Here is a 19,751-nt window from a genome sequence, read left to right on the forward strand (position 1 = left end):
GGTGTAGCTTTAGCTCCCCGTTATAAATATAAATGGTTTTTACTGCTTCAGACTTTATGTATCCTTTCTACAAATTTTCCAGCAGCACGTGATAATGGAACATTTTTTAAATAGCATATGCCAATACTCCTTTTGGGAATTTCCTCTTCCAGCCTTATTTCGTATAAATCTCCTCTTTCTAAATAATCCTTTGAAAACTCTTTTATTACACAAGAAATGCCTAAATTTATCTTTGTGAATTCTAAAACTAAATCATATGATCCAAGTTCAAACGCAGGTGAAATTTGAAAACCCCTTTTATTAAAAAAATTTTCCACATATACTCGTGAGTTGGATTTTCTCTCCAACAAGATAAGTGGCATTTTCATTAAATACTCAAAATTAATCGGTTTATCCGTTATTTTTCTATATTTATCTCCACAGACAAAAATATCATGAACCTCCTTACATGGTATGATTTCCAGGTTTTCATCATGGATTGGCAAGTTACATATCCCTACATCTGCCTTTCCGGATTTAATAAAATCACAAATTTCTAATGTGGTTCCATTTAATATGTTTAATCTAATCCCGGGGTATTTTGCATGAAACTCTTCCAAATAAGGTAACAAAAAGTAACGAGAGATTGTATCACCAACCGCGACACGTAATTGTCCAGTATTTAATTTATTGATTTCTAATATTTTTTCTTCTCCGACGTTAATCATTCCTAAAGCGGAATTAATATACTCATATAATAATTTTCCTTCATTTGTTAATACTATGCCCTTGGATGTTCGGTAGAAAAGTTGTATTTCCAATTCATTCTCAAGCTTCCTGATGGCTTGACTGACCGCAGATTGTGTCATATATAATTCCTGTGCTGCTTTAGAAAAGCTTTTACTTCCACTAACAACATTAAATATACGATATAAATCCAAGTTTCCAATCATATAAATCCTCCTTATATCACCTATAACAAATATTAATTTTACTTATATCATCTTTGAAGGGTATAGTAAATTTATAAATATATATAAATGAGGAAATAATTTTACATAAATTATACTCGCTTAGAGGAGAGATTAAATTGACAAGAGCCGTTGGTACAGTCGTTCGCGGGCTTCGTAGTCCTATCATTAACCAAGGTGATGATATCGAACAAATCGCAGTTGATACGGTATTAAATGCTGCAAGAATTGAAGGATTTTCGATTGAAGACCGTGATATTGTAACAATCACCGAATCCGTTATCGCTCGTGCACAAGGAAACTATGCAACAATTGATGATATAGCTACTGACGTAAAAGCAAAATTCGGCGACGAAACTGTTGGTGTTATTTTTCCGATACTTAGCCGTAATCGGTTTGCAAACTGCCTACGCGGGATTGCTAAAGGAGCAAAACGTATCGTATTGATGTTAAGCTATCCATCTGATGAAGTTGGGAACCACCTTGTAGATATCGATGAACTGGATAATAAGGGCGTAAACCCATGGACAGATGTATTATCTGAAGCTCAGTTCCGTGAACATTTCGGTTATATCCTACATCCATTTACTGGTGTTGATTACATTGAATATTATAAATCCCTGATTGAGGCCGAAGGTGTAGCGTGCGAGGTCATTTTTTCAAACAACCCAAAAACCATTTTGGATTATACAAAGAATGTTTTAACTTGTGATATACACTCACGTTTAAGAACAAAACGGATCTTATCAAACAATGGCGCTGAAAAGGTTTATGGGCTTGATGATATTCTTTCGGAATCAATCAATGGCAGCGGCTTTAATGAAGCTTATGGCCTGCTTGGATCAAATAAAGCAACAGAAGACAGCGTAAAACTATTTCCAAACAACTGTCAGCCTATCGTTGATGGGATTCAAGCAAAACTGAAAGAAATCACAGGCAAAACAGTTGAAGTAATGGTTTATGGAGATGGGGCATTCAAAGATCCAGTAGGTAAGATATGGGAGCTTGCGGACCCTGTTGTATCTCCCGCTTATACACAAGGGCTAGAAGGTACTCCAAACGAAGTTAAATTAAAATATTTGGCAGATAACAACTTCTCCCACCTTCGTGGAGAAGAGTTAAAACAGGCTATTTCTGAATTTATCCAAAACAAAGATGAAGACCTAGTGGGTTCGATGGAATCACAAGGTACCACACCTCGTAGACTAACGGACCTAATTGGTTCATTATCCGATTTAACATCCGGCAGCGGAGACAAAGGTACACCAATGGTCTATATTCAAGGGTACTTCGATAACTATACAAAATAAGTTTGATGTATTAAGGATGTCTCTATACCAGACATCCTTTTCCCTTTATGGCAGTATCGTTGAAGGAAAGAAAGCAAGAAAGGAAGAGAGAAAGAGCGAAAATGAAAACAAGCATAGGAGATTGGAAAAGCGGAATAAAGAATGGAATTCCCATTGCAATGGGTTATTTTGCGGTTTCGTTTACCTTTGGCATTCTTGCCAAACAAGCCGGGCTAAATCCGTTTGAAGCGGTATTGATGTCCGTGACTAATTTAACATCGGCTGGACAGTTCGCTGGGCTTACGCTTATTGCCAGTGCCGCAGCAATTGCCGAGATTGCTGTCACACAGCTAATTATCAACTCTAGGTATTTTCTAATGTCATTTGCTTTATCCCAAAAAATTGATCCAAACACATCCATTTTTCACCGATTAATCATGGCATATGGAATTACAGATGAGGTATTCGGAGTTTCCATTGCAGTTCCTGGAAAGTTAAGCCCTTATTACGCCTATGGCGTGATGAGTGTTGCGGTGTCAGGATGGGGACTCGGTACATTGTTTGGGGTTATTTCCGGAGATATTCTGCCGCCAAGAATGATTAGTGCATTAAGTATTGCACTGTTCGGAATGCTGCTTGCTGTCATTATTCCTCCGGCAAAAGGGAATAAAACCCTTTCTGGACTGATTGTCATTTCTATGGTGCTAAGCCTGGTAGTTGCTGAGCTGCAAATCCTTCAGTCCATCTCATCCGGAGCAAAAATTATCATCCTAACTATTTTAATCGCAGGTATAGCAGCGTTTGTCTTTCCGGTAAAGGAGCATACTTATGAATAATGCTATTTTTTATATCTTTGTGATGGCAGTGGTGACGTATCTCATTAGGGTTCTGCCGCTTACACTCATCAGAAAAGAAATCAAAAATGTCTTTATTCGATCGTTTTTATACTATGTCCCATATGTGACATTGGCAGTGATGGTTTTCCCAGCAATTTTAGATGCAACGGCATCGCCATGGTCCGCGCTAGTTGGCTTTATTGTTGCCATTCTTTTTGCCTACCGCGGAGTCAGCCTGGTGAGTGTTGCCCTATTGGCCTGTTTTTCTGTTTTTATAGTAGAACTGTTCTTGTATTAAGTGAGGAATACTAACCTGCTACAGCCTTAATACTAAAAAGCCTTTGGTGTATACCAGAGGCTTTTTCCATGTTTAATCTTCTCTTATTCCCTATTTTATAATAGTAAATAACTTATCTAATCACTGATTATCAAGCATAAAGGACCTGGAACTACCAAATTGTGGGTGGATCTTTTGGTTGGTATAATATAAATTGAAATTTACTTTTTTTAGGGTAACTATTGGAGAAAGCAGGGGGAAGAATGTTAATTGGATTAATAGTATTGGCAGGTTTACTTTTACTAGGTTTGGTATATGAACAAGTTTCACGGCGTGGAGATAACAGGAGACCCCATACTGGTGAAATGATTGAAATTGGCACTTATCGCCTTCACCTAACGGATGCTGGTCATGGCGGCCCCACGGTCGTCATCATTCATGGCGCGGGTGATAGCTCTTATTCATGGATGCATATTCAAAAAGAATTATCTAAGTTTACTAGGGTTATCACATATGACCGCGCAGGGATGGGCTCAAGTGATTCCGGTCCCGAACCAACTCCCGAACATACCATCAGAGAACTAAACAGCCTGCTAGATAAGACTGGAGCTCCTGGACCTTATGTACTTGTGGGTCATTCTTTAGGAGGACTGATCGCTCGACTCTACGCTTTGAAATATCCTAATCAGGTGGCTGGCTTAGTATTCTTAGATTCGACGCATGAGTTTCTCAAAGATGATGTCAAGTTCAAGCAGGGCTTTGCCTTCATCGGCTTTATGCTGAGGGTACAAAGACTGATATCTCCATTCGGCATTCCACGATTCCTTGGTAATGTTCTAGGCATTATTCCGATGTATACTCATGAACAGTCATATTACAAACAGCAGCTTAGCGCCGAGGAATACATGCAATGGAAAGGGATATTTTACAGTATTATTGGTGGAAAGACAGCTCAAGCGGAATTTAAAGGTGCATKGGCACATCTGGAAGCTGCTGCCAATCAATTAAATAACCGTACTGAAAAATTTCAACTTGGTGACCTTCCAATCGCTGTTCTAAACAACCCGGGATTTGGTGACCAATGGACCAAGATGCAAAAGGAACTGGCCTCCCGATCAACCAACCATATCCATAAGACTAGTGATCGTAAGGGGCACAGTCTGCAAATGCCACGACCCGAATATGTTATTGAAGCAATCCATCACGTAGTTAAACAAGTACAGGGACGTAACGGTCGAACTCTGGCTGAATCATATCAGGAACAAAAACAGCTATCCCCACTACTCAACAATCCTCAAAATGTTTAATAAATATGGAGGTGAGCACCACTCTAACCAAAGACTACCAATAAAGGCTCTATCCGCATAGTCGCGGATAGGGCTTTTACGGTTCACCGTAACATATCTAATTGAGGAGTGTCCAAGCTCAAAGTGATTTGGGTTTTAACATCCACTGCTTATGGGCAGAATAAGCATAATCTTTCTTGTAAACCCTCTAAGACTTCTTCCGGCACCTCCCTCACCTTAATATCCCCACCCAGGAAAAGCAGCCAATTTGTTATTTCAGCAAGTTCTTCGGGATTATTAACATTGACAAAAGACTTTAGAATGGCTGTGGCTTGGTAAGGATTTGTATAAGAAATGGAAAATTTTAAAGGATGGTACTTTTTAAACTGGGCAATCGCCTTTGGACCAAGGTCAAGGACAAGGTTGATTTCTTCTTCTTGCCTATCTAGTTTTTCTAAAATCTTTTTCCTGCTCAATCTTTTTTTGACAGGATATGCCTCGACATTTACAAGATTGTCGACAAGGAAAACTTTCCTTCTTTCTTCTTTTAATTCAAAGCCTTCAATCAGCCAATGGCTTTTTTCACGATAAAGGTGTAAGAGATAAATTGGATAAGACTTTAGTGCCTTTTCTTCTTTAATAGTAATCAGTAAATAGCTATCCAAAAGTATAATTTGAATAAGTTTTTCCAATATTGGATGAGGGAGGTCTGAAAGCTCAAGCAGATTCGGGTTATTCGGGTTGGTCCCTTCAAAAAGCAGGAGTTGATTCAAAAGAACAAGGTCATTTTGCTGGTTTTCTGAGATAAGGCCAAGTAATTTTTCAGCTAAAGAATGACGGCTTTTTAAATAAGGGAGTTGTAGATTTCTTGTCGCCATAAAGGCAATAAATAGTGCTTTAACCTCATTATCGGTGAAGCGGACAACAGGCAGGACAGAATTTTGCATGACAGAATAACCCCCATCTCTTCCAACTTCAGCGACAAGAGGCATCCCCATGGCTTCAATTTCCTTGACATCTCTAATAGCTGTTGAACGGGAGATATTAAATTCCCGCATGATTTCAGAAATTGTAAAGTGGGCGCGGTTGTTGATATAGCGCATGATGGTATTAATCCGTTCAACCTTTTTCATCAGGGCCTCCTAAAACAGTATCACTTTTTGACATGATTTACGGCTATTATAAACTCATCAAGTGAAAAAACATATCATTTGATTAATTTTAAAAAAGGAAGGTTTTTAACATGGCAAATTATAACATAGAAGAAAAAGACAGCTTTACCGTTTTAGGTTTCGGAACTGAGTTGAAGAGCGATTACACAGATTTTACTGGCATAATCAAGGAAAAGGCAGACTTTTGGCAGGCAGTCAAAGAAGATGGGAGGATTGACGCTTTAAAAGCCCTTGCCACCAATGACTACATTTTTGCCGTGAACGAAGCAGTGAATAACAAGATGATGCATTATGCCGGCGTCATGACAGAGGCAACGTTACCGGAAGCAACCAGAGTGATTCAATTTCCTAAGGGGGAATACGTGGTTGTTAAAGGGGAGGCGAGTACGGCCGATGAGTTGAGTAATCAGCTTACAGGCATCGCCTTTGGCCAGGTCTTGCCTGAAATAAAGGATTATGCTTATGTTGGCGGGCCAAATGCCGCGGTTGAAATGGGGCAGCGAAACGGCTTGGTATATGGTGAGTTCTGGATTCCTGTTGTCAGGAAATAAAGGAGGTATAGAGTTGCCCTATATAGTTGATTTTAAAAATGTGTCTATAATCGGTTTAGAGTCTTCACCTGTAGCAGAGGCACTTGCTGGATTACGTGCAAATGAAGCCCGCTACTTTATGAACAAATACAAGCATGAGTTTACGGTTGTACCAGCCAGTGAAAGTCCTGAGACTCTTGATTATGTGAACCGTATTTTGAAAGAAGAGCGTGATATTGAGTTTGCGGCAAAACCTTTGGAGACTTCGCGTTTTCAAGTGGAAAACATCCAAATTTCCTACGTCTTTTACGAGGATGGTCTTTCGGTCAATGTCATGTATACCATTGATGACTCTAAAAAGCGGGCTGTTGGTTTTAAGCTTTCCGAAGGCATGGAGGTACCAAAGGAGTTAGAAAGTAAGTTTAAGTTTGCCAGGCAGAAGTCTAAACTAGCCGGAACAATTCGGGGTTCGTATTTTGTCATTAAAGGGGAATATTAAAGATTAGCTAAAAAATTTTAATATTTCCTACCGATGAGCAGAAATGGGGCTTATTGCAAGAGTAAATGTTCATCCATACATTAATTTGATGTTACAGTTCAGGAGTAACAACTATTCTATTTAAGGAGTGATTGTATGTCTTTGAATTCTTATTTAATTTTTGACGGCAATACTCGAGAGGTCGTTGAGTATTATGCAAAAGTATTTGGACTAGAGGAACCTCAATTCATGACTTTCGGGTCGATGCACTCAGAGCACTTGCCTCCAGGATCAGAGGATTTAATCATGCACACTTTTTTAGAGATAGAGGGAAATAAATTAATGTTTTCCGATAATTTACCAGGGGCACCTTATCAACAGGGCAACAATTTTACACTAGCATATGTAAGTAATAATGAGAAAGCTATCAAAGATGCATTTCAAAAATTGAAGGATGGTGGTTCTGTACAGATGGAGCTGCAAGAAACACCTTGGAGCAAATTGTATGGCAGCTTGACCGATAAGTACAACATCCAATGGCAGTTTAATCATGAAGCCTAAACACAACACAAGGTAACTAATAGACCATCAGTTAAAAAAGAATTTTTTTAGCAGAAATACAATATGTGTATTTCTGCTTTTTTTGATTTCATAAAAACATCAATTTACTTAAGATACGGTTCACCACAACGCATCTAAATAAGGTTTTTTCTGTAAATTGATTTTACATGTAAAAACCTAAAAAAGAAGTCCAATTTCCTTTATAAGTTCTTGGGAAATTGGACTTCTTTTTATCTGCTGAGTAATTAATTTAAAATGAACTACCTTTTGTGCAAATCAAGTGCCTGGTAGGCTAGTTGATACTTTCCGCCTTCAGCAACCTCTGCATGGTACAAAGCCTTGAGCGCAAAGTTTTTCTCAAGCTCATGTTCTTCCATCAACTCTTTTAAACGTGTTTGCAATTCCTGATTATCTTTGATCAGTTGTTTCATTTGAGATTTGAGATACTTCATAATTAAAGCAATCCTTTCTATATCATTCGCCTTTTTCTATGGCAAATTCTTTATAAACACAACCTTAAGATAGTTGCCTTCTGGGAATTCTTTTATTGTTTTAAAGTCTTTCGGAAGGGAAAATTCCTCAACCAGCTGATATTTCCTGTTCATTTCTTTAAACGCCTGGTCAATAAAACTTTTAAACTTTTTTATATTAAAAGAGCTGGAATTGGTCGACGCTACGATCATCCCCTCATCTTCTGTTATTGAAATAGCTTCCTTTAAAAGATTTTTGTAGTCCTTTTCCGCACTAAATACCATCTTTTTTGACCGTGCGAAGCTTGGCGGATCCAGTATCACCATATCAAACGTTAGCTGCTTTTTCACCGCATACTTAAAGTAATTGAACACGTCTTCAACAATGATATCCTGTGACTCATAATCCAGCCCGTTCAAACTAAACTGCTCAATGGTTTTGTTTAAGCTCCTATTTGCCAAATCCACACTTGTCGTTTTAACTGCGCCTCCTATTGCAGCAAATACTGAAAACGCACCTGTGTAGGAAAATGTATTCAGTATGTTCTTTCCTTCCGCATAAGCATCCCTGATTCTCTTTCTTACGTCTCTTTGATCTAAAAATACACCAACCATCGCTCCTTCATTTAAGTAAACAGCAAAGTTTACCCCATTTTCTTTTACGATAATTGGGAAAGTTCCTCTTTCTCCCGCTACGAAATCATCTTCTTCAATATATTTCCCGCTGACATCAAATCTTTTCTTTTGATAAATTGCTTTAAACTCAACTAATTCTTTCAGAGCATTAATAATATACTCCCGAAAGCGGTAAATTCCTTTGCTATACCAGTTGATTAAATAATAGCCATTAAAATACTCTATGGTTAATCCGCCTAAACCATCGCCTTCGCCATTCACTATCCTGAAAGCATTGGTATCCGGGCTATTAAAAAAAGATTCCCTATACTTGATTGCAGCCTTCATTTTATTCACAAAAAACCTTTGGTCGAGCTGTTCACTCTCGTTCCGGCTAAGAATCCATCCATACCCTTTGTTTTGTTTGCCAAAATAGCCTTTTGCTATGAACTTATTCCTTTCATCAACGAGTGAGATACTGGTTCCTTCTTCAGTAACATCGTTCCAATTCATTATGGCTTCCTTTGATATGAGGGGATAGCCACTTTTATATTTATTTACAAACTTGCCCTTTACCGTTAAAGTGACATCTTTTTTCATGTTGTCATCCTATCAAAATTATTTAATTACACCAAATATAGTTTGGTTATATGTGTTTTAAATAAAAACCTCATTTACTTATGGTAAGGTTCCCCCCGGTTAATCCGAAAAGCCCGATAGATCTGCTCGACCAAAATTAGTTTCATCAGCTGGTGCGGGAAGGTCATCTTTGAGAAACTTAACTGCTCGTCTGCCCGCTTCAGGACTTCACCGCTCAGTCCGAGTGAGCCGCCAATCACGAAGGCCACCTTGCTTTTTCCATAGGTGGCCAGTTTGTCGAGGCTGTCGGCCAGCTCTTCGGACGATTTCTGCTTGCCGTTGATGGCGAGTGCGATGACATAGGCATCGCTGCTAATTTTCGACAAAATCCGCTCGCCTTCCTTCTGTTTGACTTGCTCCATCTCCAGGTTGCTCAATTCCTCAGGCGCCTTTTCATCAGGCACCTCAACCATTTCAAGCTTTGCGTAGCTGTTCAGGCGCTTGGCATATTCCTCTATTCCTTGTTTTAAATATTTCTCTTTCAACTTTCCGACAGCAATAATCGACAAATTCATACATTATCCCCACTTTACGAACAGGTTACAAACAACTTACAAACAACATATCCACAATAGTTATCCACATATTCACACCGGTATCCACATTTAGTAGGCGATCATTCGTTCCCCACAATATATACAGCAGGTTTTCCACAGTATCCACAGCTAAAAGGGTGGTTTTCCACAGCCTCGAGCTTCTCCAGCTGAGGAGCAGTTTCCAGTTCATCTACCGCTTCATCCAGCGCCAACTCGACATGTTCGTCACAGCAATATATCATTTTGTTCCATTCTCCCATCATGTAATTTTAAGCTATCTTTAATTTATCCACAGACCATTTTATCATACCGGAGCATCCTCCTATCCACAAAAAAGGCAGAGAGTCTCCCCTCTGCCCATCCTGTCCTATTGCTCGACCGTCATTTTATCCTCGACCAACGTCATCTTCGTTTCCTGGAGCTTGCCATCACGGTAAAAGCTGATTTGCATTTCCTCTCCAGGTTCCTTCTCATTATACAAATGCTTTCGGAGGGCAACGACGTCCTCGATTTTTTCTCCGTCAAGCTCGACAATGACATCGTAAGCCTGCAGGCCTGCTTCCTGTGCCGGAGAGTTGTCCGTCACATCCAGTACAGCCACCCCATAATTCACGTCCTTAGGCAGCTTCAATTCGCTTTGCTGGTAACGCTCAGGAATCTGGTTGACCGAGCCAAGCTGGATTCCCATATATGGGCGTTTTACTGTTCCATGTTCCTCAAGGTCCTCGATAATCGGGATGGCATAGTTGATCGGAATCGCAAGCCCAATTCCCTCAACGGCCGACTGGGCAATTTTCATCGAATTGATGCCGATGACCTGCCCATCAATATTAATAAGGGCACCGCCGCTGTTCCCAGGGTTGATGGCTGCATCTGTCTGAAGGACCTCCGACTGCCAGTCAGGCTGCCCATCCTGGTTGATATCTATCGGGATTGCCCGCTCCAATCCCGAGATGATCCCCTGTGTCACAGAGTTGGAGAAACGCAGCCCAAGCGGGTTTCCAATCGCGATGGCCGGTTCGCCAATCCTGAGATTGTCAGAGTCGCCGAACTCCGCGACCGTCTCGACGTTTTCTGCGGAAATTTCAAGCACGGCCAAATCGGTCCACTCGTCGCCGCCTTTAAGGATCGCAGGGACCTTCGTGCCATCGCTCAAGCTTACTTCCAGCTCATTCGCCCCTTCGATTACATGGTAGTTGGTCACCACGTAGGCGTTGTCTCCTTCTTTTTTATAAATCACACCAGAACCAGTGCCAGCCTCCTGTCCCTGGACACTGCCAAACCAGAAGCCGCCCCCGGTTTGAATATTGGTAATCCCAACTACCGCACTGCCTGTTTTTTCAACGGCTTCGGTAACTTCTGTCACGACATCCACCGAGATGTTTTTTGCCGCACCCGGAGACTCATCACGGGAGTCCGGCTGTGCCGGCCCATTTTGCGGCTCCACCTTATAAGGCAGCAAGCCATATTCGGAAAGCAGCGGCGTCGAGAAAATAATCAATAAGCCGCCAATAAGAGCTCCAGCGAGGGATGTGAGAAAATAACCGCCCCTGCTTCCCTTTTTCCGCTGAATGCGGGTGTGGTCATCATCATAATAGCCCAAATCCTCTCAGTCCTTTCGATTTCATCAATATGTACTATTCCATCCATCTTTATTATACTCTCTGCGAAAAAGATTTTTAATTAATAAACCCCTGCAATACGTGTAAAAAAAAGAAGAAAGGAACATTTCCCTTCTTCTCTTCCCTGATTATAATCACGGTAAAACCTATACCGCTGTCAGGTCTGTTGGTATTTTCGCATCTGTATCATAAAGGTCCACCTGTTCGCCAATGACGACTCCCCGGCTTTCAAGAGTCTGTGCCACCGACATCCTTGCCAGGTCCTTCATGTTGTTATCAAGGCTTAAATGAGCCAGGTAAATCCTCTTTGTTTTGTCGCCAATCACTTCACTCATGGCAAGCGCCGCATCCTCATTGGACACATGGCCATAATCGCCAAGGATCCTTCTTTTTATGTTCCATGGATATCGGCCCATCCTCAGCATCTGCACGTCGTGGTTGCTCTCGAAAACATAGGCATCCGCATCGGAGATAATCCCCTTCATCCGGTCGCTTACATAGCCTGTATCGGTGATCAGGACAAGCTTCTTGCCATCCTGATGGAAAACATAAAACATCGGCTCTGCCGCATCATGGGAAACTCCGAAAGATTCAATATCGAGATTGCCAAAGGTTTTGACTGTCTCCATGTCAAACGTGAACTTTTGTTCAACCGGGATTTCCCCAATCAGTCCGTCCATCGCTTTCCATGTTTTTTCATTCGCATAAATCGGCAGCTTGTATTTACGGGCAACGATCCCCAGACCTTTGATATGGTCGCTGTGCTCATGCGTCACCAGGATTCCCGAAAGATTTTTCATTTCCCGGCCGATTTGGGCGAATAAAGCATCCATCTGCTTTCCGCTCAAACCTGCATCGACCAAAAAGCGCTGGTTTCCACTCTCCACATAGATCGCATTTCCCGTACTCCCGCTGGCGAGAACACTAAAATGCAAAGTCATATTTATTCACTCCGTTGTTTGGTTTTCACTGCTGTCCAACTGGATGACCTGGCCTTCAAAGGCATGGACAAACAGGTTCTCTTCCCCATTAACGACGATTCTCCAGGTCGGGGCAAGAACCTGTGAGGCCGTGAGCTGTACGAGTGTTGAATAGCCGAGTTCCACTTTGGTAATCTCGGTCCGCGGTTTCAAAAAGCCTCTTTTATAAAGCGTTTCAATCGCACTAAGCGGGGCCAGGACTTCCTGTTCGTCCGAAAGCTCTTCAATCACTTCCAGAAAGGTTTGTTCAAAGGTATCCACTTCGTTTTGCTCATTGATAAAGAAGGTGAGTTTCGCATTCAGGTTATGGTACATGGTTTTGCCTTCGTACTGCTGGTAATACGTAATCGTGCCTTCATCGTCGTTCTTTTCCCAAAATCGGTACTGGTCGGCGTGTTTGATATCATTCCGGACCGCAGCGATAAACTCGTCGGAATTAAACTTGCCTGTCAATTCCACTGGATTCTCCAGGTAGCCTGTAATAATGGCCCCTTCACTGCTGCCAAGCTTCTGGACTTGGTTGGGAGACAAGTCCTCCGGCTTGAACACCTTCTGCCTTACACTGACATACCGTTCTTTCACCAGTTCCTGCGGCAGCCCACTATACGTGATATCATCGTTTTTCAGCTTTTCTTCCAGCGAAACTTCTTTCATAAATTCATAGTTTGCTTCATCCCTTGTGGAGATGAGCTGATAGGCCAGATAGATATCAAGAAGAAGGAAGGAGATGATAAAAATGGTTTTAATTCTGCTCCAATCCATTTTTTACCTCACCCCCATTCAAGACCAGCTCGCGCCAAACATCATCGTACTGGTAAAACCAGCCCGGCTCCAGGAAGACAAGCGAGGAGTCCTCGGAATCCCTGGTCATATAGTAGCCAGGTGAAATATCCTTTAGCAATTCAGGCTTCAAATCGGGCTTTTGTTCGAGGATTTCTACAATCTCCCGGCCGGAAGGAAGCTTTACTGAATTATTCATTTCCGGATTTAGCGGCAGCTCCAGGTGGAAGCTTGGCCGGATATACCGGTTGATTTCACTCTGCCCCCATACCTGGAGGATTTCCGACATCCCAAGCTGGTTAAAGATAGGGTAGCCTTCCTTGCTGTAGATCCTGAAAATGACCCTCTGGTTAAAATCATCCTTGTACACATAGCGGTAATTGTCTGTCCAGCCGCCATGCGCATTGACGAAATCGATGCTTTTTTGGACAAGGTTGGTGGTCCCGATGACCGCCTCATTCCCCTTGAATGGATTGATATAGTAAATCATGCTGGTATTGCGGTCCACTGTCATTTTACTGGCTTCATCGGCATACTCTTCCCCATCCGATACCGAGCTCCTTTGGACGAAGCTCGGGTCCCTGAACAAGGCTTCCTTTAGCATTTCAGGTTCAATTGGATTCCGGTAATACGTATATTTCAGCATTTCGGTCTGCTCAGCGGGCAGGTAAATATTCTTCCCGTTATGAAGCTGATAAGCAAAGTACTCATTCTGTCGGGCGCCTTTTGCCTGAAACTCATCTACAAACTCGGAAACAGCCGTCAGGCTTACATGGCTTTTATAGGCATTCTGGTTCTTTGAAGAGTAAAAGTAAATGGACGCTTCCTGCCCGCCTGATTCCGAATGAATCAAAATACGGTCAAACTCGAATTTGGGCAAGTCCCTGTCTTCAAAATTCAGCACTTTCCGGTAAAGCTCTACGGGAACTTCTTCCGGAAAAATGATTTCTGTATGCTCTCTCTGCGACAGCCTGTTCAGAAGCTCACTGCCTTTTTCAGGGGTTTTCGCGACATCGTAATACTTCCATCTGCTAATCATCGCCACAATTTTATCCATCTCGCTATTGCGGATGCTTCCATATGTTTTCCCGCCAAGATGGTAGATTACCTGATGGGGCTTCACAATTTTTTTGATTTCCTGCTTTGCCCCGATTGTGACTTCGTTCACCGTTTTCTCATTCCCGACCATTTCATAGTTTGGCTGGAAGGTCCAAATATTCCACGTAAGAATGGCGCTAAGGATGATGAGAATCGTTAAGGTGGCTGTTTTAAAATTTTCATATGTCATGACCAATCATCCTCTGCTGCGTCATATGGAAGGCTGAACGATATGGTGGTTCCCTTTCCTTCCACACTCTCTGCCCAGATTTCGCCGCCATGGGCCGTAACCATTTCCTTGGCAATGGCCAGCCCAAGACCTGTTCCGCCCAGTTTGCGTGACCTGGCCCGGTCAACCCGGTAAAAGCGGTCAAATATTTTCGTAAGGTTATCCTTCGGTATTCCAACCCCTTCATCTGAAACGCTGATGGTTATCTTGCTTTCTTCCTGTTTCACCTGGAAGGTGATCCTTCCCCCTTCAGGTGAATACTTCATCGCATTGGAGATGATATTATCAAGAACCTGGGTGACCTTGTCTTCATCAATTTCGACAAAGATGGCATCGTTGGGAATCTTGCGGATGAACGTCACATTCTGGTTTTTGGTGAACTCAAAACGGTCAATGATCCGGTTGAAGAAAATCGGGAAATCCACCCATTCTTTTGAAAGCCGGTAATCCGTACTATCCATTTTCGAAAGCTGCAGCAGGTCGTTGACCAGGCGAATCATTCGTTCCGTCTCGGTCTGGGTCGTCTGCAGGAATACCGGGGCTATTTCTTCATCCTTCCAGGCCCCATCAGCCAGCGCTTCAAGATAGCTCCGCATCGTGGTCAGAGGCGTCCTCAATTCATGCGATACGTTTGCGACAAACTCGCGCCGCTCCATATCAATCTTTTCCTGCTCAGTTATGTCATGGAGCACGGCAATCAAACCGTTTACAAATCCGCTGTCCTTCTGGATGACTGAAAAATTGACCCGCAAAACAAACGGCTCGGTCGCTGTGCTGTAGTCTAGGATTACCGATTCCTGTTCCTGAAGCAGATCCTCCAGCGTATAATCCTCTTCAAGTCCCAATACCGACACAATCGGTTCGGACAGGACTGTTTCACGTGAAACATCCAGCATGTTGGCAGCCGGTTCATTGATCAGGATGATTTTCCCTTTACGGTCCGTGGCGATGACACCGTCTGTCATATTCGAAATGACCGAACTCAGCTTCCGCTTTTCTCCCTCGGTCGTAGCAGTTGCTTCCTGTAATTTTTTCGTCAAATCATTAAAAGTCATGGCCAGCTGTCCAATTTCGTCCTGGTCATATACTTTTACTTTCCGTGAAAAATTGCCTCTTGTCATCGCAAGCGCCTGCTTTTTCATGTCCGCAATCGGCCTGGTGATGGTACGGGCAAGCAGGATTCCCAAAAGCGCTGTCAGGATAAGCGCTATCCCTGTCCCGGTAAAAAGAATCCGGTTGATATCTTTCATTTGTGAAAAGATGTTTTCCACTTTGGCTACCAGATAAATTGCGCCAATCACCTCACCGCCTGAATGGATGGGCGTGGACTGTACCCAGATGCGACGGGGTTTGTTTGTTTGCATATCCACCTGGATGCTGCCTTCCTCCTTATCAAGGAGAATCGAACGTTTGATTTTCAGCTCTGTCGTCCTTTGTCCAACCACTCCCTGCTTGCTGTCGTCGGAAATGCCGATAATTCGGAAATTGCTGCCGTCAATCACCCTTATTTCCGAAATATCCTTGGCTACATAATCTCGCAAAATATCGCTGATATCCTCTTCCCTCGTAGGGTCTTCCTTGCCGCGCTCCCTGACCATTTCCTCCTCGACATCGTAAACCAGCATATTTACCCGCTGCTTCAGGGAGTTCTGGTAATTGGTCATGAGCGTGTCTTCGAGCTGCCTGACAAAATAAACGCCAATGATCTGCATCGCAATCAAAATTAACAGCACATAGATGATGACGAACTTAAGGTGGATCGAACGAAAAAAACCAACTTTTTTCATCGTATTGAATTACTCCTGCTCATTGCGGAGATAATAGCCCACTCCACGGCGTGTCACAATCCAGGTTGGATGGCTTGGGTTGTCCTCAATTTTCTCGCGCAGGCGCCGTACCGTCACATCTACCGTCCGCACATCGCCATAGTAATCATAGCCCCATACCGTCTGAAGAAGATGCTCCCTGGTCATTACCTGGCCAATATGCTTTGCCAGATAGTGCAGAAGCTCGAATTCACGGTGTGTCAGTTCAATCGTTTCCCCGCGCTTGGAAACCACATAGGCATCCGGGTGGATGGTCAAAGAACCAATTGTGATTTCATTGGACTCCACTTCATCCTCCGGTTTGGCTGCAACCTGCTGGTGGCGGCGCAAATTGGCTTTCACACGTGCAATCAGTTCCCTTGTGCTGAAAGGCTTTGTAACATAGTCATCCGCTCCTAGCTCCAGCCCCAGGACCTTGTCGATTTCTGAATCTTTAGCTGTCAGCATGATGATCGGCATTTCATATTTTTTGCGGACTTCCCGGCAGACTTCCATTCCATCGCGCATCGGCAGCATGATATCAAGCAGGATGATGTCCGGCTGGACCTCTTCCACCAATTCAAGAGCGGTATCGCCGTCATAGGCGCAATGCACTTCATAGCCTTCTTTTTTTAGGTTGAATTGCAGGATATCTGCAATTGGCTTTTCGTCATCAACTACGAGAATTTTCTTTTGCATGTCCATTCTCCTTTTCCCATTTAATGTCTATTTAAATATTGAAGTATTTTTAAAAAAGACCTATCTTATCTATTTTACTTCATTAAGAGCGAAAACTGAATTCCTGTGATGGTTAACTAGGAAACTTCTTATTGGCAATTTACTGGTAAATATTGAAAAGCCTCTAGTCACCAGAGTCTAGAGGCTTTCCTTCTATCTTTTGAGAACACTCATCGGGTTGACAAGCTTTCCGTTTTTATAAACTTCAAAATGCAGATGGACTCCGGTAGAATCGCCTGTTCTGCCCATTACGCCAATCTTTGAGCCGCGCTCCACCGTCTGGCCGGGATTGACCGAAATCGAAGCAAGATGGGCATATACGGTGCGATAGCCATTTTGATGATCGATGACTACCTTGTTCCCATATCCGCCATCATACCCGGCTGAAACCACTTTGCCATTGTCTGCGGCTTTGATGCCAAGGTCGCCTGGTCTCGCTATGTCGATGCCCTTATGCATCTTTCCCCAGCGATATCCCATTTGGCTGGAGATATACCCTCCGCCTGCAGGCCATACAAAACTTCCTTCACCGCGGGAAGGTATCACTTTGGTTCCCTTGATGATGATTTCTTTTACAGGTTTCTGGATCTCGGTTGTCTGAAGGGCCTTCTTTTCAACTACCCTGCCATTCCGTTCCGAAACTCCATATGTAATTCCCTTCAGGCCGTCCTTTCCTTCCTGCTTCACCTTTGTGTCGCCTTTGAACATGGAAGCATCTTCGACAACTTCCCTTTCGTGAGGAATTTCTTCCGTCTGGTATACTTCCTTGCTGACGATCACCTCGGCAAATGGCTTATGGAAGGTAACCTTGAGTTCCTGGCCTGGCTTAAGCACCGAATCCTCCGTCATTCCTGCGTTCAGGCTGATCAGCTGCTTCAGGGTCAAGTCATGTCTGCTGGCGATTGTACTCAGAACATCACCCTGCTCTACCTTATAGCTTTTTTCTTCCAGGGTGCCTTTTTTAAATAGATTGACTGCTTCTTCTACACTTAAAAGTTGTTTCGGGTCAACTTTCGCCTCCGACATTGAAACTTCTTCACTGAGAGAAACGTCTAATAAGCGAGTTTCATTTTCTTTTAACGGGGGTAATGGATTAACAGGAGCCTCTTGCTGTTCCTCCAGCTCTGCAAGCTGCTCTTCTGTTACATAATCCAGCTTGAGATTGCGGATGGCCTTTTCTGCTGACTCCTGGTCCTTGACATGGGCGACTTCCTTTTCACCGATCACAAGGGCATAGGCATTCGCCTGGATGCTAAGTTCGCTGTCCAGCTTTTGAACGACCTCATCCGAATCTGCCTGCGAGACAGACTGGAAAACCTGTTCCGGAACATAGGAAAGTTCCTCTCCAAGTTCCAGTTCAATTCCTTCATAAAGCTTTTCCATGGCAGCGGTTTTTTCTTCAAGCAAGGTTTCAACCTGGCCTTTATCAGCCACTGTACCCACAAATTTATTTTCTACATATACATGATAGACCGTTGTCAGGTCTGTCTTTTCTGCTGCAGCTGTATTTCCTGTTCCAAATGTCAATGCAGTGACAGCCATTGCCGCAGCGGCAACCTGTCTAAACGCCGGTTTTATTTGAACGGACAACTTGCTTCGCAAGCTCAGCAGCTTCTTCTTCAAATTTCCCATGATATCCTCCTGCAGGTACACGAACAAGGGACTAGTACCAATAGACTAATAGATTTATAAACAATACCCCTATACCTTAACATAAAAAGAAATGGAAAATGGGGCGATGCATTGTTATGTAACAAAATTGTATAATTACTGACATTTCTCATCCTGTTTTGTAAATTAATTGTAAGAAGGGGATGAGGAAAATGGCAGATGCCCATGGGAAAATTAGTCGAAAAGTCCAGGATAATAAGGGATTATCGCCTTTGTTGGAGATTTCTGCTGTTGATTTTTGATGAATCCCTGTCTGAACAGATTGAAAAGATATATATTACAGCATTATAACAGTGCATAAACACAAAGAAGGAATGCGCCATGTACGCATTCCTTCTTTGTATGGCTCAGGACGGAATCGAACCGCCGACACAAGGATTTTCAGTCCTTTGCTCTACCGACTGAGCTACTGAGCCGTATTGAGTTATTTTCCCGTTTAAGAGTTGGTGCGGGTCCTTTGCTCAAAAGACCTTCGGCCTTTCTCGCAGGTTGCCGCAGAAGCTGTCTCAGAGAGGTTAGCAACCTGCTCTACCGACTGAGCTACTGAGCCTATGAGCCTAACTGATCTATGTAAAAATGGTGACCCCTACGGGATTCGAACCCGTGTTACCGCCGTGAAAGGGCGGTGTCTTAACCGCTTGACCAAGGGGCCATGTTAAAAAAACATGGTGAGCCATGAAGGACTCGAACCTTCGACCCTCTGATTAAAAGTCAGATGCTCTACCGACTGAGCTAATGGCTCTTTATTATACTTGATAACCTATTACTGCTTACCATACTCAGATAAGTTATACCGCATCTTAGATGCTCGAAAGACCTCCCGGCCTTTCTCGCAAGTTTCCACTGATGCTGATCAATGAAGCAAGAAACTTGCTCTACCGACTGAGCTAATGGCTCTTTATTATAATTGAATTTACCCTATCGCAAATTCGCTAATCGTCTATCGTTCGACAAATTTCTTAGCCGTTTTAGACGACTTGTTTATATTAGCATACAAAATTAGGAGAGTGCAATGCTTTTTTTAAGATTTTTTTAATATGCTATTTTTATGGGTAACCTCTTTTCTAACTTTAAACCCAAAACGGATCTCCATCGACCTTATGGAAGAACTCTTTCAACGAAAAAGGTCACTGAGGCAGCGTGTCAGTACCTTTTTTGACCGGGTCAACCGTAAAAGAGGCACTGAGAC

General features: G+C 42.8%; 20 protein-coding genes and 3 tRNA genes. 7 read left to right on the plus strand and 16 right to left on the minus strand.

The window, feature by feature from the left end; all coding sequences use genetic code 11:
* Positions 1 to 47: 47 nt before the first annotated feature.
* Complete coding sequence (locus ADU22_RS04930) at positions 48 to 932, minus strand: LysR family transcriptional regulator (RefSeq protein ID WP_053361186.1); 885 nt, start codon at positions 930 to 932, stop codon at positions 48 to 50.
* Positions 933 to 1,069: 137 nt separating this feature from the next.
* Between ADU22_RS04930 and ADU22_RS04935 the strand changes: the two genes are divergently transcribed.
* The 4 genes from ADU22_RS04935 (at position 1,070) to ADU22_RS04950 (ending at position 4,659) form a co-directional block, all read left to right on the plus strand.
* Positions 1,070 to 2,260, plus strand: a complete 1,191-nt coding sequence (locus tag ADU22_RS04935; RefSeq protein WP_053361187.1) for a coenzyme F420-0:L-glutamate ligase — start codon at positions 1,070 to 1,072, stop codon at positions 2,258 to 2,260.
* Between the two features lie 101 nt (positions 2,261 to 2,361).
* Entirely contained in the window at positions 2,362 to 3,075 is a 714-nt protein-coding gene (locus ADU22_RS04940) for an AzlC family ABC transporter permease (protein WP_053364470.1), read from the plus strand.
* Positions 3,068 to 3,373, plus strand: a complete 306-nt coding sequence (locus ADU22_RS04945) for an AzlD domain-containing protein (RefSeq protein WP_053361188.1) — start codon at positions 3,068 to 3,070, stop codon at positions 3,371 to 3,373. Before ADU22_RS04940 ends, ADU22_RS04945 begins: the two co-directional genes overlap by 8 nt.
* 242 nt (positions 3,374 to 3,615) lie before the next feature.
* A complete protein-coding gene (locus tag ADU22_RS04950) occupies positions 3,616 to 4,659 on the plus strand; it encodes an alpha/beta fold hydrolase (RefSeq protein ID WP_053361189.1) in 1,044 nt (347 codons plus the stop codon).
* Between the two features lie 149 nt (positions 4,660 to 4,808).
* On the opposite strand, the gene ADU22_RS04955 is transcribed toward ADU22_RS04950, so the two are convergent.
* Entirely contained in the window at positions 4,809 to 5,771 is a 963-nt protein-coding gene (locus tag ADU22_RS04955) for a helix-turn-helix transcriptional regulator (protein WP_053361190.1), read from the minus strand.
* A 110-nt stretch (positions 5,772 to 5,881) separates the two neighbouring features.
* On the opposite strand from ADU22_RS04955, the gene ADU22_RS04960 reads away from it, so the two are divergent.
* The 3 genes from ADU22_RS04960 (at position 5,882) to ADU22_RS04970 (ending at position 7,379) form a co-directional block, all read left to right on the plus strand.
* The gene (locus ADU22_RS04960; protein WP_053361191.1) at positions 5,882 to 6,361 is read left to right on the plus strand and encodes a GyrI-like domain-containing protein; all 480 of its coding nucleotides are present in this window, start codon (positions 5,882 to 5,884) and stop codon (positions 6,359 to 6,361) included.
* 13 nt (positions 6,362 to 6,374) lie between these two features.
* A complete protein-coding gene (locus tag ADU22_RS04965; RefSeq protein ID WP_053361192.1) occupies positions 6,375 to 6,839 on the plus strand; it encodes a DUF8821 family protein in 465 nt (154 codons plus the stop codon).
* A gap of 135 nt (positions 6,840 to 6,974) precedes the next feature.
* A complete protein-coding gene (locus ADU22_RS04970) occupies positions 6,975 to 7,379 on the plus strand; it encodes a VOC family protein (protein ID WP_053361193.1) in 405 nt (134 codons plus the stop codon).
* A 260-nt stretch (positions 7,380 to 7,639) separates the two neighbouring features.
* Here ADU22_RS04970 and ADU22_RS04975 read toward each other — a convergent pair whose 3' ends face one another.
* The 14 genes from ADU22_RS04975 to ADU22_RS05035 form a co-directional block, all read right to left on the minus strand.
* Entirely contained in the window at positions 7,640 to 7,831 is a 192-nt protein-coding gene (locus ADU22_RS04975; protein WP_053361194.1) for a hypothetical protein, read from the minus strand.
* Positions 7,832 to 7,867: 36 nt separating this feature from the next.
* On the minus strand, positions 7,868 to 9,064 hold the full coding sequence (locus ADU22_RS04980) for a class I SAM-dependent rRNA methyltransferase (RefSeq protein ID WP_053361195.1): 1,197 nt from the start codon (positions 9,062 to 9,064) through the stop codon (positions 7,868 to 7,870).
* Between the two features lie 74 nt (positions 9,065 to 9,138).
* Entirely contained in the window at positions 9,139 to 9,618 is a 480-nt protein-coding gene (gene rlmH, locus ADU22_RS04985; RefSeq protein WP_053361196.1) for a 23S rRNA (pseudouridine(1915)-N(3))-methyltransferase RlmH, read from the minus strand.
* 101 nt (positions 9,619 to 9,719) lie between these two features.
* Entirely contained in the window at positions 9,720 to 9,881 is a 162-nt protein-coding gene (locus tag ADU22_RS23920) for a CxxH/CxxC protein (RefSeq protein ID WP_069187955.1), read from the minus strand.
* A 125-nt stretch (positions 9,882 to 10,006) separates the two neighbouring features.
* The gene (locus ADU22_RS04990; protein ID WP_053361197.1) at positions 10,007 to 11,242 is read right to left on the minus strand and encodes a S1C family serine protease; all 1,236 of its coding nucleotides are present in this window, start codon (positions 11,240 to 11,242) and stop codon (positions 10,007 to 10,009) included.
* Between the two features lie 165 nt (positions 11,243 to 11,407).
* Positions 11,408 to 12,202, minus strand: a complete 795-nt coding sequence (locus tag ADU22_RS04995; protein WP_046524956.1) for an MBL fold metallo-hydrolase — start codon at positions 12,200 to 12,202, stop codon at positions 11,408 to 11,410.
* A 6-nt stretch (positions 12,203 to 12,208) separates the two neighbouring features.
* On the minus strand, positions 12,209 to 13,003 hold the full coding sequence (locus ADU22_RS05000) for a two-component system regulatory protein YycI (protein WP_053361198.1): 795 nt from the start codon (positions 13,001 to 13,003) through the stop codon (positions 12,209 to 12,211).
* A complete protein-coding gene (locus ADU22_RS05005) occupies positions 12,984 to 14,309 on the minus strand; it encodes a YycH family regulatory protein (protein ID WP_053361199.1) in 1,326 nt (441 codons plus the stop codon). The genes ADU22_RS05000 and ADU22_RS05005 overlap by 20 nt, the downstream gene beginning before the upstream one ends.
* On the minus strand, positions 14,306 to 16,135 hold the full coding sequence (gene walK / locus ADU22_RS05010) for a cell wall metabolism sensor histidine kinase WalK (protein WP_053361200.1): 1,830 nt from the start codon (positions 16,133 to 16,135) through the stop codon (positions 14,306 to 14,308). Before walK ends, ADU22_RS05005 begins: the two co-directional genes overlap by 4 nt.
* A 9-nt stretch (positions 16,136 to 16,144) precedes the next feature.
* Entirely contained in the window at positions 16,145 to 16,852 is a 708-nt protein-coding gene (gene yycF, locus ADU22_RS05015; protein ID WP_053361201.1) for a response regulator YycF, read from the minus strand.
* Between the two features lie 192 nt (positions 16,853 to 17,044).
* Positions 17,045 to 18,523, minus strand: coding sequence for a M23 family metallopeptidase (locus ADU22_RS05020; protein WP_053361202.1), 1,479 nt, complete (start codon positions 18,521 to 18,523; stop codon positions 17,045 to 17,047).
* 382 nt (positions 18,524 to 18,905) lie between these two features.
* Positions 18,906 to 18,978, minus strand: a tRNA-Phe gene (locus tag ADU22_RS05025).
* A 161-nt stretch (positions 18,979 to 19,139) separates the two neighbouring features.
* A tRNA-Glu gene (locus tag ADU22_RS05030) sits at positions 19,140 to 19,214 on the minus strand.
* A gap of 14 nt (positions 19,215 to 19,228) precedes the next feature.
* A tRNA-Lys gene (locus ADU22_RS05035) sits at positions 19,229 to 19,304 on the minus strand.
* Positions 19,305 to 19,751 lie beyond the last annotated feature (447 nt).

Source organism: Bacillus sp. FJAT-27251 (genome assembly GCF_001273925.1).
Lineage (GTDB): Bacteria > Bacillota > Bacilli > Bacillales > Cytobacillaceae > Mesobacillus_B.

Coding starts and splice junctions, on each gene's coding strand:
- ADU22_RS04930 (WP_053361186.1), bottom strand. CDS start 932: ATGATTGGAAACTTGGATTTATATCGTATATTTAATGTTGTTAGTGGA.
- ADU22_RS04940 (WP_053364470.1), top strand. CDS start 2,362: ATGAAAACAAGCATAGGAGATTGGAAAAGCGGAATAAAGAATGGAATT.
- ADU22_RS04945 (WP_053361188.1), top strand. CDS start 3,068: ATGAATAATGCTATTTTTTATATCTTTGTGATGGCAGTGGTGACGTAT.
- ADU22_RS04955 (WP_053361190.1), bottom strand. CDS start 5,771: ATGAAAAAGGTTGAACGGATTAATACCATCATGCGCTATATCAACAAC.
- ADU22_RS04960 (WP_053361191.1), top strand. CDS start 5,882: ATGGCAAATTATAACATAGAAGAAAAAGACAGCTTTACCGTTTTAGGT.
- ADU22_RS04970 (WP_053361193.1), top strand. CDS start 6,975: ATGTCTTTGAATTCTTATTTAATTTTTGACGGCAATACTCGAGAGGTC.
- ADU22_RS04975 (WP_053361194.1), bottom strand. CDS start 7,831: ATGAAGTATCTCAAATCTCAAATGAAACAACTGATCAAAGATAATCAG.
- ADU22_RS04980 (WP_053361195.1), bottom strand. CDS start 9,064: ATGAAAAAAGATGTCACTTTAACGGTAAAGGGCAAGTTTGTAAATAAA.
- rlmH (WP_053361196.1), bottom strand. CDS start 9,618: ATGAATTTGTCGATTATTGCTGTCGGAAAGTTGAAAGAGAAATATTTA.
- ADU22_RS23920 (WP_069187955.1), bottom strand. CDS start 9,881: ATGATATATTGCTGTGACGAACATGTCGAGTTGGCGCTGGATGAAGCG.
- ADU22_RS04995 (WP_046524956.1), bottom strand. CDS start 12,202: ATGACTTTGCATTTTAGTGTTCTCGCCAGCGGGAGTACGGGAAATGCG.
- ADU22_RS05000 (WP_053361198.1), bottom strand. CDS start 13,003: ATGGATTGGAGCAGAATTAAAACCATTTTTATCATCTCCTTCCTTCTT.
- ADU22_RS05005 (WP_053361199.1), bottom strand. CDS start 14,309: ATGACATATGAAAATTTTAAAACAGCCACCTTAACGATTCTCATCATC.
- walK (WP_053361200.1), bottom strand. CDS start 16,135: ATGAAAAAAGTTGGTTTTTTTCGTTCGATCCACCTTAAGTTCGTCATC.
- yycF (WP_053361201.1), bottom strand. CDS start 16,852: ATGCAAAAGAAAATTCTCGTAGTTGATGACGAAAAGCCAATTGCAGAT.
- ADU22_RS05020 (WP_053361202.1), bottom strand. CDS start 18,523: ATGGGAAATTTGAAGAAGAAGCTGCTGAGCTTGCGAAGCAAGTTGTCC.